Below are 15118 nucleotides of genomic sequence, written 5' to 3'. Positions count from 1 at the left end.
CATTCAGGGGCGACATAAAATGCATTTACATTTTCAACAACACGAGATCCGCCATGAAAAACGCTCAAGCCAGTACCCCCGCCATCAGCTTCAGCTGGTGCCACGACGCCACCGCCGAAGATGCGCTGTGCAAGCTCTACCTCGACAACGTCAGCGCCGACTACATCTCCCATTCGGAACTGCAGGGCGAACGCGCCGATGCGCCCGGCAACTGGCGCGCGGACTTGCCTGAGGTCATCCGCAGCGAAATCCGCGCCGCCTTGTCGCATGACTGGGAACATGGCGATTCGACCTTGCTGGCCGTGGCTACTTCGGGCGACGCCATCATCGGCATGGCCCTCGTTTCCATCGACACGCGCCAGCGCGCCTCGAAATCGTTTGCCGCGCTGGACGACCTGGTCTTGCTGCCATCCGTACGCGGTAGCGGCATCGGCAGCTTGCTGGTGGAATGGGTAGCTGGCGAATTGCGCAGCCACGGCATCGCCCGCCTGTTCCTCGAATGCGGCGCGCACAACCTGGCGGCGCAGACCTTCTTCAAGGGGCGCGGCTTCAAGCAAGTGTCCGTCGTCATGCTGCGCGAACTCGACGTACCGGAAGTGACGGCTGCCGTGGATGACAAGGATGGCGACCGTGGCTGACGCCCGCCGCCCCCGACCAGCCCAGGCCCGCAGCAGCCTGGAACGTAAATACTTGCGCAGCACTAAATTTATCCATACCGATAGTTGTTAAAAGTTACACTAAAATCCATGAGTTGTTTATGCATCCAATGAAAAAATGGCTGACGCTGGCCATCGTCTCCAGCGCCCTGTTCCTGATCGTGGTCGACATGACCGTGCTCTACACCGCCTTGCCCGCGCTGACGCGCGACCTGCAAGCTTCCGCTTCCGAAAAATTGTGGATCATCAACGTCTACGCGCTGGTCGTCTCCGGCTTGCTGCCCGGCCTCGGCACCCTCGGTGACCGCCTGGGCCACAAACCCGTTTTCCTCGCCGGCCTGGCCGTGTTCGGCATCGCCTCGCTGTGCGCCGCGTTTTCGCCCGCCGCCGAATGGCTGATCTTTGCCCGCGTGCTGCTGGCCCTGGGCGCCGCGCTGATGATGCCGGCCACCTTGTCCATCATCCGCCTGACATTTACCGATAACCGCGAGCGTTCGTTCGCCATCGGCGTGTGGGCAGCCATCGCCTCGGGCGGTGCGGCGTTTGGCCCCGTGCTCGGTGGTTTCTTGATGGAACATTACTGGTGGGGTTCCGTCTTCCTGATCAACGTGCCCATCGTGCTGCTGACCCTGGTGCTGGCCGCCGTCGTCCTGCCGAAACGGGCCGGTAACCGCGACAAGCCGTGGGATCTGAAAGGCTCGCTGCAAATCATGATGGGCCTGCTTGGTGGCGTATATGCGATCAAGGAACTGGGCAAGCCGCAGCCATCGTATGCGATCGCCGCGTTTGCCTTTGCCGTGGGCGCCGTCTTCATGCTCGCTTTCGTGCGCCGCCAGAAGCGCCAGGCCAAGCCGCTGATCGACTTCGCCCTGTTCCGCGAACTGCCGTTTTCCAGCGCCGTGGCCGCCGCCATGGTGGCTTCCGCCGCCCTGATCGGCATGGAACTGGCGTTGAGCCAGCATATGCAGCTGGTGCGTGAACTGTCGCCGCTGGAAGCGGGCTTGCTGCTGTTGCCGCTGCCGCTGGCGTCCGTCTTTGCGGGACCGCTGACGGGTTTCATGCTGCCGCGCGCCGACAAGGCCATGGTCTTGTGGGGTTCCTTGCTGCTGTCCGGCATCGGCATGGCGTCTTACCTGCTGCTGCACAACGCCACCGTCCCGGCGCAAGTGGCCAGCCTGGTGATCCTGGGCCTGGGCCTGGGCGCCGTCATGACGGCCGCGTCCAGCGCCGTGATGCTGAACGTGGCGCCGCAACAAGCGGGCATGGCCGCCTCGATCGAGGAAGTATCGTATGAACTGGGCGCCGTGATCGGCGTGACCGTGCTGGGCACCATCTTGTCGGCCGTCTACAGCGCCACCCTGGTGATCCCGGAAAGCGCGGGCCTGTTGCCGAATGCCCATGACACGCTCGACGCGGCGCTGCTGGCCGCAGAACAGTTGCCGGCCGAACTGGGCCTGCAAGTGTCGGAACTGGCCCGCTCGGCCTTCGACAAGGCGTTCATTGTCGTGCTGGCCACGGCGTCCGCCATCCTGATGGCCGCCGCCGCCACCATCCGCCACCTGCATCTGCGGGCACGCCGCGCCGCCTGATGCATGGGCCACGCGCCCGGCAATACCGCACTGAAGACTGGCCCGCCGCGCAAACGGCGGGCCAGTCGCGTTTTCAGCCCGGAAATCAATCTCCCAAAGCAACTTTCTCGGTCGCCAGCGGCAGTACCTGCCGGATCGCGGCCACGACGACGTCCGGCGACGTCAGCGCCATCTGGTGGCTGGAGTCCGCCACCATGTTGACGGCCTGCGGATACAGCGCCTTGACGGCGTCGCGGCTTGCCTGGTCCATCCTGAACGCACCAAAATCTACGGCGATCGCCGTGCTGGAGACGGGCCGGTTCTCCAGGCGCACCATGGGTTTGCCGACGTCCGGCAGGTCCAGCACCATCTCGCCCGTCCCGTCGATGTGCTCGATTTCGCGCCAGACCGTGCGGGAAAAGGCCAGCTGGCCCGCGATGCGCGTGAGCCACGGAAACTCCTGTACCGGCCTGACCATGCGCGGATACAGGGCGTCGACCAGCACCAGCGCCTTGACTTCTTGCGGATAGGCGCGCGCGTACAGCTGCAGGTACAGGCCGCCCAGCGAATGGCCGACCAGCACGTAGGGCGGCGCCAGGCCCTTGAAGCGCAGCGCGGCACGCAACTCCTCGACGATGGTGCGCCCGTCGCGCGGCGTGGTGGCCGTCTCGCTGTTGCCATAGCCGGGCCTGTTGTAGGCAAACACGCTCGCCTGCTGCGCCAGCCGCTCCGGCACCGTGCCCCATTTATCGATGGTGGCGCGCGAGCCGTTCTCGAACACCACCACGTCGCGCGAGGTGGCGTGGCGCAGGGTCAGCGACTCCAGCTGGCGCCCGCCGACGCTGTCGATGGCGGGGGCGGGCAGGGCGGCAAAGGCGGGCAAGGCGGTGGCGGCGCAGAGGGAAAGCAGGAACTGGATGAGCATGGACGTCTTTGGCAAGGAAAACGCCAGCATCGCCGATGGCCAGGTTCGCCGCACTGGCCGCGCGACGAATCGACAGCCGGCGCGACGGCTGGCAAGCCAGCCGCTACATGGCCTTGAACAGGTGCACGAAGGCGCGGCTCACGGGCAGCTCGCCCGCGTGGCCACGCATGCGCAGGAACAATCGGCTCGCTTCGTCGCGGCGCGTGCCGTCCAGCCAGGCCAGGTTGATCAGGGTGGACCGGTGCACCTGCCAGAATTGTTCCGGATCAAGCTGGGCAGCCAGTTCGATGATGGGCGTACGGATCAGGAATTCGCCGTCCACGCTGGCCACCACAGTGTACTTGTCGTCGGCATGGAAAAAGCGCACCTGGGCCACGTCGAGGTGGTGCGTGCGCTCACCCTGGGACGCAAGGATGTAGCGCAGCCTGGGACGGGCAGGGACGGGCGCGGGCGCCAACTGCAGCAAAGCCTGCGCCATGGCTGCGCTGGCGGGCGGCTGGGGAGGCTCGGAGCGCAAACGCGCCACGGTGCGAGCCAGCCGTTCGGCCGTGACGGGCTTGAGCAGGTAATCGAGGGCCGCATGCTCGAATGCCTGCAGGGCAAATGCATCGTAGGCCGTGACGAAGACCACGCGCGTCGCGCCCTCGATGCCTTGCGCTACCTCCAGTCCCGTCAAGCCCGGCATCTGGATGTCGAGGAAGGCGATATCGGGTTCCAGTTCGGCGATCTGGGTGGCGGCATCGATGCCGTTGCGCGCCAGGTGGATGACCTGCAAGTCCGGCCACAGGGCCAGCAGCTGGTCGCGCAGATACAGCGCCAAATGCGGCTCGTCGTCCGCGATCAGGGCGCGCATCATGCCGCCGCCTGCATGACGGGGGCGCCGGCGCCGCGCTGGAAAGGCAGCTCCAGCACGGCTTCGGTGCCAGGCCCGCCTTCGCGCTCACGCAGGCTCAGGCTGGCGTTGGCGCCGAACTGGGCTTGCAGGCGCGAGCGCAGATTGGCCAGCGCCATGCCGCTGCCCGGGCGCGTCGGCTTGCCGGGCGCCGCCAGGCCCGCGCCGTCGTCCAGCACGCGCACTTCCAGGCGGCCCGCGCGCACCACTGCCTGCACGACGATGCTGCCACCGTCCACCGTCCAGCGTGGGCGCCAGTCCGTGTTCGATGGCGTTTTCCACCAGCGGCTGCAGCATCAGCGCGGGCATGCGGGCCAGGCGCGCTTCCGCGCTGGCGTCGATGCGGAAGCGCAGGCGCTCTTCCATGCGAATCTGCAGCAAAGAAAGATACTGGTGGGCCATGTCCAGTTCCGCGTCCACGGTGCTGTCGCCCTGGCGCAGCTGCGCCAGGCTGGCGCGCAGGTAGCCGGAAAACGTTTCCAGCATGCGCTTGGCGCGGGGCGGGTCGTAGTCCATCAGGCTCTGGATATTGGCCAGGGTGTTGAACAGCAGGTGCGGCTCGATCTGGCCCTGCAGCAGGCGCAGGCGCGCATCCGTCACCTCGGTTTGCAGCTGCTGCTGGCGCAGGCGCGAACGCCACCAGGCCCAGTTGGCGGCCATGATGAACAGGATGAAGACGGCAAACTTGGTCAGCGCAGCAGGCAGGGAGACGAACATGCCCCACAGTTTGAAGCCAACGAGGATGGGGACGATGGTAAAGCCGATGCTCATGCCCAGGATGATGGCAGCCAGGGCCAGCGCGCCCAGCGCCATGCCGGCGCGCAGGTCCCGCACGTCCGACATGCGCTCGACGAGCGCCGCCGGCAGCCAGCGCCCGGCCAGGCGCAGCACGCCGAACAGGGTATGCACGATGCACAGGCAGATGCCGATGTTCGGCAGCAGCGAGGCCCACCACCAGCGCGGCCGGTCGACTTGCCCGAAGATGGCGACGATGGCCATGAGGCCCAGTGCCAGGGCGACGCCGATCAGCGAAATGAGCAGCAGGCGAGTCAATAGGGGGACGGCATTTCGGGGGCGCAGCTCCCATAACGAGCGCCAGCCCTGCAGCAAGCTTGTTTTTTGCATCATGGGCATAGTGTAGCTGCCCCTTGCCTGATTGACCAGAACATGGCTTGCCATTCGTCGGCCCTACTGTCGATTCGTCGCATGGGCAGGGCAAGGGGGGTGGCCCGGCTGGCAATCTGTGCTTCCACCCACCCATGACCAGGAAGCCCATGAACTACCTGAAACACGGCCTGCTTTGCCTCGCCAGCGCACTCCTTGGCAGCGTCCAGGCCGCATCGGCGGCACCGCAGCCGCCCATCCTCCCGCCCATGGCCAGTATGCCCGCCGGCGTGTTCATCATGGGCAGCACGGAACCGCCCATCGGCGACGGCAGCCATAATCCGGCCGAGGGACCGCCGCGCTCAGTGCGCGTGGCAGCCTTTCGCCTGGCGAAATACGAGACGACAGTGGCGCAGTTCCGGCAATTCGTCGCCGCCACAGGCTACCGGGCGGCCGGAGAATGCTGGGAATTCGACCGCAACGACGGCATTGCGCTCAAGGAAACGGGCTGGGATGCGCCCGCGCATGCGCCGACGAACTACCACCCCGTCATGTGTGTCAGCTGGAACGATGCCCATGCCTACGTGCAATGGCTGTCGCAGCAGACGGGCCGGGCCTTTCGCCTGCCCAGCGAGGCGGAATGGGAATACGCGGCGCGCGCGGGCACGACCACGAAATACCCGTCCGGCGATGTGCCAGATCAATTATGTGTCTACGCCAACATGAAGGACCGGAGCTTCAAGAGTGCCGCCCGGCGCGACTTCGGCCTCGACATGCTCGTCACCGATTGCGACGACGGCGCCGAGTACACGGCCGTCGTGGGCATGTATGCGTCCAACGGCCATGGTTTACACGACATGATGGGCAATGTGGCCGAATGGGTGGCCGATTGCCAGCACCCCGATTACCGGGGCGCACCCGCCGATGGCACGGCCTGGAGCCAGGGCTGCGAGGCGGAGGGCGATTACTTCATCACGCGGGGCGGCAGTTATTCTGCCTCGCGCCAGGTGCTGCGCAGCGCCGCGCGCGGGCATGGCGGACGCGGCAACGCCAGCAGCCTGGGCGAAGGCTTCCGCATCGCCGAGGACGTGGGCAGCTGCACCGCCAGCACCTGTGCCGACGGCGACGCCGCCTTCGTCGCGGCGCTGGCAGCGGCGCAGCAAGCGGCGCGCCGCCCAAGGAACTGACGGGCGCCCCGCGCTGCGCGTGCAGGCAGGCCTAGTCCGTGACGATGATCTTCCCACTCATCTCCTCATGGCCAGTGCCGCAAAAATTGTCGCACAGGAAGGCGTATTCGCCGGCCTTGTCCGGTGTCAGCCGCACTTGCGTGATCTGGCCCGGCGTCAGGTCGGCGCGGATTTTCATGTCCGGGATGAAAAAACCATGGATGAAATCGATGGCCGTGAACGCCAGCACAACCGGCTCGCCTTTCTTCAAGCTGATCTCGTTCGGCGTGTAGACGAACTTTTTCGCCTCGATGGCGATGACCTTTTCCTTTGCGATAATTTTCTTCAGGCCCTGGGCGTTGATGGCGGCCACCGTCAGCAGCGCGCCGATCCCGCAGGCCAGCCTTGCACATAGCTGTCTTCTTGCACGGTCCATGGTTCAGCTCCTTGTCACGGGAAATTCCGTGAGCTGGTAGTCCTTGTTTGCTTCTGCTTCCACCTCGCGGAAGCCCAGTCCCTTGTTCGGCGCAGCCGGGTCCCACGGCAAGGGCGTGCGCTTTTCCTGCGATCCCGGTGCCGGCAAGGGAAAAATCAGCGACTTGGCGGCGTGGTGCGCGATCTGGCCCGTTATGTGGTGGTGTTCCTGGTGGATATGGCCATAGAACACCGTCACATTGCTGTAGGGCGCCAGCAGCGCAAGCGCCTTGTCGCCGTCGCGCGTGGCCCAGTCCCATTTGGGCACGAGGTCGAACAGGGGCCGGTGGGTGAATACGACGATGCGCGCATCGTTTGCCTGCTGGTCCAGGTCGTTTTTGAGCCATGCCAGCTGGGTGTCGCCGATGCGCGCGCCGGGGTCTGACACGTTATCGAGGGCAATGAAATGCACGCCCTTGTGTTCGAATGCGTAGTTGGACGGGCCGAAGTTTTCCTTGTAGGCGGCGCCGTTGTCGAGCGAAGCGTCGTGCTCGCCGGGGATGAAGCGCACGTTTTTCACTGTTAAACCCGCCGCAATGTCCTTGAACTGTGCCATGCGCTGGCGGCGCTCCTTCGGGTCGTCCGTCGTATGCGTGAGGTCGCCCGTAAAGATGATGAAATCGGGCTGCACCTCAAGCGCATTCACGGTGGCGACGGCTTTCCTGAAAGTGTTGAGGGCATCGGGATTGGCGGCGCCGCTGAATCCCCAGTGCACATCCGACAACTGGACGAAATAGAAATCCTCGTAGGCGGCGGTCTTGCTGCCGGCCGCTGCCGCCGGCGCATGCCCATACAGTCCGGACATGAACACGGCGCCGCCGCCGATGGCGGTCAGTTTCATGAAACTTCTGCGGTCCATCATGATCTTTCTCCTTATTTCTTGAATGCCTGGCTTGGCCAGCAGGCGTTGGCAGCACGGCAGCTATTTGGCGGCGGCTGGCGGCGGGCCAGCCCGTCCGGTTTCCTTCTGCAAGTACGCGATCAGGTCGGCGCGGTCCTGCGCGGACGGCACCATGTAGCCCATTTTCTGGCCGGGGATCAGCTTCTCCGGATTCGACAGCCACTGGTCCAGCGTTTTCCCGTTCCACACGATGGCGGACGATTTCACGGCGGGCGAGTAGTTGTAGTCGGCAGCGGTGCCGGCTTTCCTGCCGAACACGCCCTTGTGCGCGGGTCCCACGCCGTTGTAGTCGATCGAGTGGCAGGACATGCACATGGTTTTGTAGAGCACCTGGCCGCGCATGGCATCGCCGCCGGCCGTGGCGGCGCCGCTGGAAACCATCAGCATGGCCGCGGCCAGGCCAGGGATGAAGTACGGGTATGGCATGTCGAGCTCCTTTCGCTGGACAGTTGCTTGGAGTCGGCCCGCTGCAATCGGGGCCTGCACATGCTATAACTCCGAAGGCGGGGCAAATATTCCCGCCTGTGCCGGTTTATTTTCCGGCGCTAAAAAAACCGTCATGTCGGGAATAAACGGCAGGCAAAGCGAGTCTCAGGAGTTAAGACGCCAGACAGGCGGATAGGTGTTGATTTGAATGACATCGATAAAACCAGGTTCTTTGAAAAAATGGCCTTGCCTCATCTGGACTCTGCCTACAAGCTGGCACGATGGCTCACGCGCAATGATCAGGATGCCCAGGACCTGGTGCAGACAGCCTTCCTGCGCGCCTACCGCTTCATGGATGGCTACCATGGCGATGGCGCGCGCGCCTGGCTGCTGACGATCGTGCGCAACACCTATTACACGTCCCTGCGCGATGGTCGCGCGGAACACGATGACATCGGCTTTGACGAGGAAGTCCATGGATACGATGAGGAAAGATGCGGCAACCCTGAAGAGATCCTGGCCCGGGCCGACGCGAAGGACGCGGTCGACCATGCCCTGCAGGCATTGCCGCGGCCTTTCAGGGAAGTGCTGGTCTTGAAGGAGATCGACGATCTGTCCTATAAAGAGATTGCGGACATCGTCGGCATCCCGATCGGCACGGTGATGTCGCGCCTGGCGCGCGGACGCAAGCTGCTGCTGGCGTGCCTGAAACAAGCTACCGGTGAGAACTGAAATGGAGTGCACGGAATCCCACAGCAAGCTGTCAGCCTATGCCGATGGTGAACTCGATGCCCCGGCCATGGCGCAACTGGCGCAGCATCTGGCCCTGTGCCCGGAGTGCGCCAGGGCCAGCGAACAGCTGTTTGCCCTGCGCGCAGCGGTGAAACAGCACGCCGTCGGCCAGGCCGCACCCGCTTTCCTGCTGCAGCGCCTGCGCCAGGCGCTGCAGGACGAAATGAAGGAAACAAAGCAGGCAAAGAAAACTGCGCGCGGCCGCAAATGGGGAAAATTACCGTGGGCATGGATCAATTTTGGCGTGGCCAGCGCCAGTACGGCGGCCCTGGCCGTCACTTTGGCGCTGTACCTGTCCGTGCCATCGGATGCAGAACGGCTCGACCAGGAGATCGTTGCCAGTCATTTCCGTTCGCTGATGCCCAATCACCTGGCCGACGTGGCGTCATCGGACCAGCACACGGTCAAGCCATGGTTCAGCGGCAAGCTCGATTTTTCTCCGCCCGTGGTTGACCTGGCGCAAGAAGGTTTTCCCTTGATCGGCGGGCGCCTCGACTATATCAAGCAGCGTCCCGTCGCCGCTCTTGCTTATCGCCGGCATCAGCATGTGCTGAACCTGTATGTCTGGCCCGACGGGGCACAGCGCGATGCGGCGCCACGCCTGACTGTCAGGCAAGGCTATCATTTGCTGCGCTGGAGCCGGTCCGGCATGCATTATCAGCTCATCTCGGACCTGAATGTGGCGGAACTGATGGATTTCCAGCGCCAGCTCACGGTGCAGATCGACAAGGAAAGTTTGCCGTGAATGGGCCGCGCCGCCCGCTTTATTTCAGCAGCGGCGCCACCTGGTCGCGCAAGACCGTCCATTGGGCGTCGAGCACGGCCTGGTTGGGGTCGTGTCCGGCCCGTTTCACCACGGTAAAACCTTTGCCCGGCGCCGTGATGCGGTCGAAGTAGCTGCGCGCGATGGCGGGCGAGGTCAGCAAGTCCGCTTCGCCCATGAGGAAAAACACGGGCAATGCAAAGCGCGTGCCCAGCGCGGGCAGGTCGACCTTGGCGAACATGCCGTCGCCCTGCATGCCGATGAACTGGAGGTACGAATAGTCGTCGGCCGCCTCGGCATCGGCCAGCGCCTGCGGCGTGGCATAGAACGGTGCCGGCTGCCACCAGTGTTTGGGCGGCGCATCCGTTGCCAATCCCTCATATTTGCGGTCGAAGCGGCGCAGGATGCCGAAGTTGCGGGGATCGCGCCAGGGCGGCGCACCGAGCGCCGTCAGCTTGTCCACCGTGGCGGTATCGCCGGCCGCCTGCGCCAGCGCCATCACTTCCCGGTACATGCCGGCTTCGTTCGCCCGCGCATTGACCACCTGCGCCGTACCGATATACGCGTGAAACAGTTTCGGCTGTGCCTTGGCCATGTGCACACCCAGGATGGAGCCCCAGGAACTGCCCATCAAAATGACTTTCTGCTGGCCCAGATGCTGGCCGATGTAGCGGGCGACGGCGATGCCGTCGTCGCGCATCTGTTCCAGGGACAATGGCACATCGTCCGCCGGCCGCTGCTTCGCATACGTCATGCCCGCGCCGCGCTGGTCCCACTGCACCAGGGTGTAGTGGCGTTCCCAGCCGGCGTAGACAGCATCCGCGTAGGGACTGAGCGCATTGCCGGGGCCGCCGTGGATGAACAGGATCACGGGATTGCCGCAGGCGGCGCCCGTGACCGTGATCCATTGCTCGATGCCATTGATGGGCACATAGCCTTGCTCGCGGACGGATTGTGCGGGTGAGGCGCAGATCGACTGCATGGCGGGCGCCGCCGCTTGTGCCACGCCGAAACACGATAACAGCAGCAATGCCGGGCCTGTGATGCGCATATGGTCCTTTTTAGATAGCTGGGGGGAACTGCAGCGTGCAATCCTGCGCCGACTTGCCGGCAATAAAGCGGGTGCTGGCCTGTTCAAAACAGGCGGGCGCCGTCCACAGGATGAAATGCGGGGCGTTGTGCACGGTGGCCAGCGCCACCTTGCCAGCCTTGTTCTGCGTCAGAGCCTGCACTTGTGCCTGGGCGCCTGCATACGGCGTCTTCGGGTCCAGCGTGCCTTGCAATACCAGGGCAGGGGGCACTTTCGCGGGCAAGGCGCCAAAATAGTCATCGCGCGCGTAGGTGGGCAAGCCGCCGCCCAGCAGGATGCGGGGCAGGGGACTGGTAAACAGCAAACCGGCCTCGTCGCGGTCGATGTCGGCGGCCGTCCAGCCGGGACGCAGCGAAGGCTGCAGATTGTTTTCCGAATTGCTGATGATATTGACCAGCGGAATCGACAGCGGGGACTGGGGATAGCTGCCCAGGCTGGCTGCCGCGTCCGTCAGAGTGGCGCGCACGGCCGTCAATTCGCCATCCTTGCCCTGGTCCAGCTCGTGCAGCAGGTAGGGGATGCGGTCGCGCGCGGCCGGCACGTCGAGCATGCCGCCCATAAAGTGTTTCAGGTTCTTGCCGGGGATTTTCGCCAGCAAGGCAGGGTCCGCTTGCGCCTTGTCCAGCACGCGGCGGTACACGCTGGCGGCCGGCTCGCCGAGTGCCGCGTGGCAAGCCGCATCCGCATCGCAGCGGGCCAGCACCTGCATGCCGACCGCGTTCACCACGTGCGAGCGCTGGCTCAAGTCCCAGCGCGCATCCGTCTGCGGCGGCACCAGCGAGTCGAGAATCACGCCCTTGACGGGCAGCGGCCCCAGCTGCAAGGTGCGCAAGACCAGCTGCGTGCCGTACGACACACTGTATACATACACCGGTGGTTTGTTCTTGCCCTGCTCACCGTCTATCAAGGCTTTCAAGTCGCGCGCGGCCGCAGTGATGGAAAACTGCGCCACGTAATCGGGCATCAGGTTGATGCCGGCAAAGCAGCTGCCCCATTCGGCACCCGCCAGGGCGCGGCCGCCGGGGCTTTGTTCGGACTCTTCCACCTTGCACAGGCGCGACGAGTGGCCCGTGCCGCGGTGGTCGGGGATCAGGAATTCAAAACCGGGAAAGCTGCGGCGCAGGGTGGGCAGCAGGTTGTAGAACGAGGCCCCCGATTCGCCGGGGCCGCCCGCCACCAGCCACAAGGTGCCTTTGGCGGCTTTGCCGGCAGGCACATCGGCGGCGATCTTGCGCACGAAAACGTGCATGGCATCGCTGTCGCCCACGGCGCGGCCCTGCGCATCGTAGCTGCCCGGCACGTTCAAGCCCGAGCACAGGCTGCCGGGAACGGCCGTATCGGAGCAGGGGGTAAACAACAGGGGTTCGGCATGCAGGCCGGCGCTGGCAAGAAGGGGGGCAAGCGAGGCGGCCAGCAGGGTCAAGCGGGGCAGAAAGGTCATCGGCTACTTTGGCGGCAGTAGGGAACAGCCGCCAAAGTAGCGTTTTTTACACCAATTATCCAGATTGAAATATTTCTATAGGAACTTATTTGGGCTTGCTGCCGCGCAGCAGCCTGAGGCCGTTCGCCACCACCAGCAGGCTGGCGCCCACGTCCGCAAACACGGCCATCCACAGGGTGGCCATGCCGGCCAGCGCCAGGCCGAAGAACACGGCCTTGATGCCGATGGCAAAGCTGATGTTTTGCACGAGGATGCTGCGCGTGCGCTGGCTCAGGCTGATGAACTCGGGCAATTTTCCCAGCTCATCGTCCATCAGGGCCACATCCGCCGTTTCGATGGCCGTGTCGCTGCCGGCCGCACCCATGGCAAAGCCGATGTCCGCCTGGGCCAGGGCCGGCGCGTCGTTGACGCCGTCGCCCAGCATGGCGACCACGCCGAACTGCTGCTGCAGGGCCTTGATTTCGTCCAGTTTGTTTTCCGGCAGCAATTCCGCCTTGACCATGCCCACGCCCACCTCGGCGGCGATGCGCTGCGCCGTCAGCAAGTTATCTCCCGTCAGCATCACGGTCGTCACGCCCAGCGCATTCAGGCGGTCAATGGCAGACGCCGCCGTCGGGCGCAACACGTCGGCCACGGCGATCACGCCCAGCGCGCCGGCCGAGGTGGCCAGCACCATGGCCGTGTAGGCTTGTTGCTCCAGCCGCGCCAGGATGGCTTGCAGTTCCGGCGTCAGGGCATTCAATTCCGCCATCAGGCGGGCATTGCCCAGGTAATACGTCTGTCCATCGATGCTGCCGCGCACGCCGCGCCCATGCAGGGCGGCAAACTGGGTCACCGGCAAGTGGCTGCTGGCAGGCGGGCCCGCCTTGACGATGGCGGCGGCCAGCGGATGGGCCGAATTGGCGTCCAGGCTGGCGGCCAGCAGCAGGATGGTATCGCGGTCGCTGCCTTCCAGGGCCACCACGTCCGTGACGGCCGGTTTGCCCATGGTCAAGGTGCCCGTCTTGTCGACAGCGATGGCCTTGATGCGGTAGCCCGTTTCCAGGAATTGCCCGCCTTTCACCAGGATGCCGCGCCGCGCGGCCGCCGTCAGGCCGCTGACCACCGTGACGGGTGTGGAAATGACGAGCGCGCACGGGCAGGCGATCACCAGCATCACCAGCGCCTTATATACCCAGGCCATGATCGGGGCGCCGAAAAGCAGGGGCGGCAGCACGGCCACGAGGATGGCGAACACGACGACGGCCGGCGTGTAGTAGCGGGCGAAGTTGTCGACAAAGCGCTGCGTGGGCGCCTGCTTGCCCTGGGTTTCCTCGATCACCTTGACGATTTTCGCCAGGGTGCTGTTGCCGCTGTTGGCTGTCACGGTGACGTCGAGCAAGCCCCGTTCATTGATGGTGCCCGCATACACGACGTCGCCCACAGCCTTGTCCACCGGCATGCTTTCACCCGTGATCGGCGCCTGGTTGACGGACGACTCGCCGCTTTGCACGATACCGTCGAGAGCGATGCGCTCGCCCGGCTTGACGCGCATCACCGTGCCGATGGCTACCGTGGAAACGTTCACCGGGCCCCAGGCGCCGCTGGCGTCGGCAACGGTCGCCGTGTCGGGCGCCAGCTGCATCAGGCTTTGCACGGCATTGCGCGCGCGGTTCAAGGACAAGCCTTCGATCAGCTCGGCAATGGCGAACAGGAAGATGACCATGGCCGCTTCCGGCCACTGGCCGATGGCGATGGCGCCGAACACCGCCAGGCTCATCAGGAAATTGATGTTCAAGGTGAACGTTTTCAGGGCAATCCAGCCTTTTTTCAGGGTCGGCCAGCCGCCCGTGGCGATCGACAGCAGGGCCAGGGCAATGACGAGGGGCGAGCTGTCTTCATGCGTGGTCCACGCCAGCGCCTCGGCGCCCGCCGCCGCCAGGCCGGACACGGCCAGCAAAGCCTTTTGCAGGCCGCTCAGGCCGCCTTCGGCAGGATCGCGCGCGACGACCGCGTCCGCTTCCATGGGAATAGCCTGCATGCCGATGCCGTGCAGGGCCGCTTCCACCGTGGCCAGCGAGGGCAGGGTGTGGTGCACGTCCAGCACGCGGTTCATCAGGTTGAAATCGAGGCCCACGACGCCGGCCATATTGGCCAGCTTGTTGCGGATCAGCCGTTCTTCCGTGGGGCAATCCATGTTGGCGATACGGTATTTGGCCGTGCTGGCGCCGTAGATGGGGGCGCTGGGCAGGGCGGGCGCGGACGGCGCGGCAGGCGTGGACGAGCACGCATGCTGGCTGGCACAGCAGCTGGCCGCCTTGGGCGCCGGGCTGGGCTCGTGCGCGTGCTCGTGGTCATGCTTGTGGTCCTGCGCGTGGTTATGGCTATCGTGCGGCATCGCATCATCCTTCAGGATTCGTGTATGCTTCCATTAGAAACCCTGTAGCCGCTACAGGGTCAAGCGGAATTTGCAAGTTGGAATGAAAAAGGAGATGCCATGCGTATCGGAGAACTGGCCAAACGGACAGATTGTGACGTGGAAACCGTGCGTTACTATGAAAAGGCGGGCTTGCTGCAGGAACCGGGCCGCAACAGCGCCGGCTACCGCGAATACCGGGAAGAGCACCAGGAACGGCTGCAATTCATCCGCCATTGCCGCTCGCTGCAGATCGGCTTGACGGATATCCGCGCCTTGCTGGAATTTAAGAACAACCCGGCCGAGGGCTGCCAGAGCGTCAATGAATTGCTCGACCACCATATACTGCGCATCGCCGAGCAGATGGCGAATCTGCAAACCTTGCAGCAGCAGCTAGTGACCTTGCGCCACCAGTGCGACCAGCCCAAGCCGTCGCAAGACTGCGCCATCCTGCAAAACCTGTCCGAGGCGGCCAGCGGCCACGACTGCGCTTGCCATACCGAACTGCATTGACTTATCGCGGCT

The 15118-nt window shown here is 64.6% G+C and carries 16 protein-coding genes; 6 read left to right on the top strand and 10 right to left on the bottom strand.

Features of this window, described 5'->3' with window-relative positions; translation table 11 throughout:
- Positions 1-53 precede the first annotated feature (53 nt).
- Both GCN75_RS01250 and GCN75_RS01245 read left to right on the top strand, forming a co-directional pair.
- Entirely contained in the window at positions 54-638 is a 585-nt protein-coding gene (locus GCN75_RS01250; RefSeq protein WP_193317340.1) for a GNAT family N-acetyltransferase, read from the top strand.
- Between the two features lie 128 nt (positions 639-766).
- On the top strand, positions 767-2245 hold the full coding sequence (locus tag GCN75_RS01245) for an MFS transporter (protein WP_319633273.1): 1479 nt from the start codon (positions 767-769) through the stop codon (positions 2243-2245).
- A gap of 85 nt (positions 2246-2330) precedes the next feature.
- Here the strand turns inward: GCN75_RS01245 and GCN75_RS01240 are convergent, their stop codons facing one another.
- The 4 genes from GCN75_RS01240 to GCN75_RS01230 all read right to left on the bottom strand — a co-directional run bounded on the left by GCN75_RS01240 (position 2331) and on the right by GCN75_RS01230 (position 5169).
- A complete protein-coding gene (locus GCN75_RS01240) occupies positions 2331-3164 on the bottom strand; it encodes an alpha/beta fold hydrolase (RefSeq protein WP_226940992.1) in 834 nt (277 codons plus the stop codon).
- Between the two features lie 88 nt (positions 3165-3252).
- Entirely contained in the window at positions 3253-4005 is a 753-nt protein-coding gene (locus tag GCN75_RS01235) for a LytR/AlgR family response regulator transcription factor (protein WP_152280980.1), read from the bottom strand.
- Positions 4002-4160, bottom strand: coding sequence for a hypothetical protein (locus GCN75_RS29055; protein WP_193317339.1), 159 nt, complete (start codon positions 4158-4160; stop codon positions 4002-4004). Before GCN75_RS29055 ends, GCN75_RS01235 begins: the two co-directional genes overlap by 4 nt.
- Positions 4090-5169, bottom strand: coding sequence for a sensor histidine kinase (locus GCN75_RS01230; protein ID WP_193317338.1), 1080 nt, complete (start codon positions 5167-5169; stop codon positions 4090-4092). The genes GCN75_RS29055 and GCN75_RS01230 overlap by 71 nt, the downstream gene beginning before the upstream one ends.
- 146 nt (positions 5170-5315) lie before the next feature.
- On the opposite strand from GCN75_RS01230, the gene GCN75_RS01225 reads away from it, so the two are divergent.
- Positions 5316-6332 (top strand): formylglycine-generating enzyme family protein, encoded by a 1017-nt coding sequence (locus GCN75_RS01225; protein WP_152280978.1) that lies wholly within the window; start codon positions 5316-5318, stop codon positions 6330-6332.
- A 31-nt stretch (positions 6333-6363) separates the two neighbouring features.
- Here GCN75_RS01225 and GCN75_RS01220 read toward each other — a convergent pair whose 3' ends face one another.
- The 3 genes from GCN75_RS01220 to GCN75_RS01210 form a co-directional block, all read right to left on the bottom strand.
- Positions 6364-6747, bottom strand: a complete 384-nt coding sequence (locus GCN75_RS01220) for a cupredoxin domain-containing protein (protein WP_152280977.1) — start codon at positions 6745-6747, stop codon at positions 6364-6366.
- Positions 6748-6750: 3 nt separating this feature from the next.
- On the bottom strand, positions 6751-7644 hold the full coding sequence (locus tag GCN75_RS01215; RefSeq protein WP_152281070.1) for a metallophosphoesterase family protein: 894 nt from the start codon (positions 7642-7644) through the stop codon (positions 6751-6753).
- A 63-nt stretch (positions 7645-7707) separates the two neighbouring features.
- Complete coding sequence (locus tag GCN75_RS01210; protein WP_152280976.1) at positions 7708-8112, bottom strand: c-type cytochrome; 405 nt, start codon at positions 8110-8112, stop codon at positions 7708-7710.
- 240 nt (positions 8113-8352) lie between these two features.
- Between GCN75_RS01210 and GCN75_RS01205 the strand changes: the two genes are divergently transcribed.
- Both GCN75_RS01205 and GCN75_RS01200 read left to right on the top strand, forming a co-directional pair.
- Positions 8353-8844, top strand: a complete 492-nt coding sequence (locus tag GCN75_RS01205; protein ID WP_152280975.1) for a sigma-70 family RNA polymerase sigma factor — start codon at positions 8353-8355, stop codon at positions 8842-8844.
- A gap of 1 nt (position 8845) precedes the next feature.
- Positions 8846-9649 (top strand): anti-sigma factor family protein, encoded by an 804-nt coding sequence (locus tag GCN75_RS01200; protein ID WP_152280974.1) that lies wholly within the window; start codon positions 8846-8848, stop codon positions 9647-9649.
- Between the two features lie 19 nt (positions 9650-9668).
- Here GCN75_RS01200 and GCN75_RS01195 read toward each other — a convergent pair whose 3' ends face one another.
- The 3 genes from GCN75_RS01195 to GCN75_RS01185 form a co-directional block, all read right to left on the bottom strand.
- Positions 9669-10718: an alpha/beta fold hydrolase gene (locus GCN75_RS01195; RefSeq protein WP_226940985.1), complete on the bottom strand. Its 1050-nt coding sequence runs from the start codon at positions 10716-10718 to the stop codon at positions 9669-9671.
- 10 nt (positions 10719-10728) lie between these two features.
- Positions 10729-12198 (bottom strand): alpha/beta fold hydrolase, encoded by a 1470-nt coding sequence (locus tag GCN75_RS01190; protein WP_152280973.1) that lies wholly within the window; start codon positions 12196-12198, stop codon positions 10729-10731.
- An 85-nt stretch (positions 12199-12283) separates the two neighbouring features.
- Positions 12284-14575 carry a heavy metal translocating P-type ATPase gene (locus tag GCN75_RS01185; protein ID WP_152280972.1) on the bottom strand — a complete coding sequence of 764 codons (2292 nt, stop codon included), beginning with the start codon at positions 14573-14575 and terminating at the stop codon, positions 12284-12286.
- A gap of 99 nt (positions 14576-14674) precedes the next feature.
- Here GCN75_RS01185 and cadR point away from each other — a divergent pair, with 99 nt between their 5' ends.
- Entirely contained in the window at positions 14675-15106 is a 432-nt protein-coding gene (cadR, locus tag GCN75_RS01180) for a Cd(II)/Pb(II)-responsive transcriptional regulator (RefSeq protein ID WP_152255756.1), read from the top strand.
- The last annotated feature ends 12 nt before the right edge of the window (positions 15107-15118 follow it).

The organism is Janthinobacterium violaceinigrum, assembly GCF_009208555.1.
In the GTDB taxonomy this organism is placed as follows: Bacteria; Pseudomonadota; Gammaproteobacteria; order Burkholderiales; family Burkholderiaceae_D; genus Janthinobacterium; species Janthinobacterium violaceinigrum.
The sequence above is the reverse complement of the archived record's forward strand: the minus strand, read 5'-3'. Positions and strand labels throughout refer to the sequence as shown.

Bases quoted from the DNA above. Each gene is read 5' to 3' on its own strand.
- GCN75_RS01250 (WP_193317340.1), top strand. From the start codon at position 54: ATGAAAAACGCTCAAGCCAGTACCCCCGCCATCAGCTTCAGCTGGTGC.
- GCN75_RS01245 (WP_319633273.1), top strand. From the start codon at position 767: ATGAAAAAATGGCTGACGCTGGCCATCGTCTCCAGCGCCCTGTTCCTG.
- GCN75_RS01235 (WP_152280980.1), bottom strand. From the start codon at position 4,005: ATGATGCGCGCCCTGATCGCGGACGACGAGCCGCATTTGGCGCTGTAT.
- GCN75_RS29055 (WP_193317339.1), bottom strand. From the start codon at position 4,160: ATGGCGCTGGCCAATCTGCGCTCGCGCCTGCAAGCCCAGTTCGGCGCC.
- GCN75_RS01230 (WP_193317338.1), bottom strand. From the start codon at position 5,169: ATGATGCAAAAAACAAGCTTGCTGCAGGGCTGGCGCTCGTTATGGGAG.
- GCN75_RS01225 (WP_152280978.1), top strand. From the start codon at position 5,316: ATGAACTACCTGAAACACGGCCTGCTTTGCCTCGCCAGCGCACTCCTT.
- GCN75_RS01220 (WP_152280977.1), bottom strand. From the start codon at position 6,747: ATGGACCGTGCAAGAAGACAGCTATGTGCAAGGCTGGCCTGCGGGATC.
- GCN75_RS01215 (WP_152281070.1), bottom strand. From the start codon at position 7,644: ATGGACCGCAGAAGTTTCATGAAACTGACCGCCATCGGCGGCGGCGCC.
- GCN75_RS01210 (WP_152280976.1), bottom strand. From the start codon at position 8,112: ATGCCATACCCGTACTTCATCCCTGGCCTGGCCGCGGCCATGCTGATG.
- GCN75_RS01205 (WP_152280975.1), top strand. From the start codon at position 8,353: ATGGCCTTGCCTCATCTGGACTCTGCCTACAAGCTGGCACGATGGCTC.
- GCN75_RS01200 (WP_152280974.1), top strand. From the start codon at position 8,846: ATGGAGTGCACGGAATCCCACAGCAAGCTGTCAGCCTATGCCGATGGT.
- GCN75_RS01195 (WP_226940985.1), bottom strand. From the start codon at position 10,718: ATGCGCATCACAGGCCCGGCATTGCTGCTGTTATCGTGTTTCGGCGTG.
- GCN75_RS01190 (WP_152280973.1), bottom strand. From the start codon at position 12,198: ATGACCTTTCTGCCCCGCTTGACCCTGCTGGCCGCCTCGCTTGCCCCC.
- GCN75_RS01185 (WP_152280972.1), bottom strand. From the start codon at position 14,575: ATGCCGCACGATAGCCATAACCACGCGCAGGACCACAAGCATGACCAC.
- cadR (WP_152255756.1), top strand. From the start codon at position 14,675: ATGCGTATCGGAGAACTGGCCAAACGGACAGATTGTGACGTGGAAACC.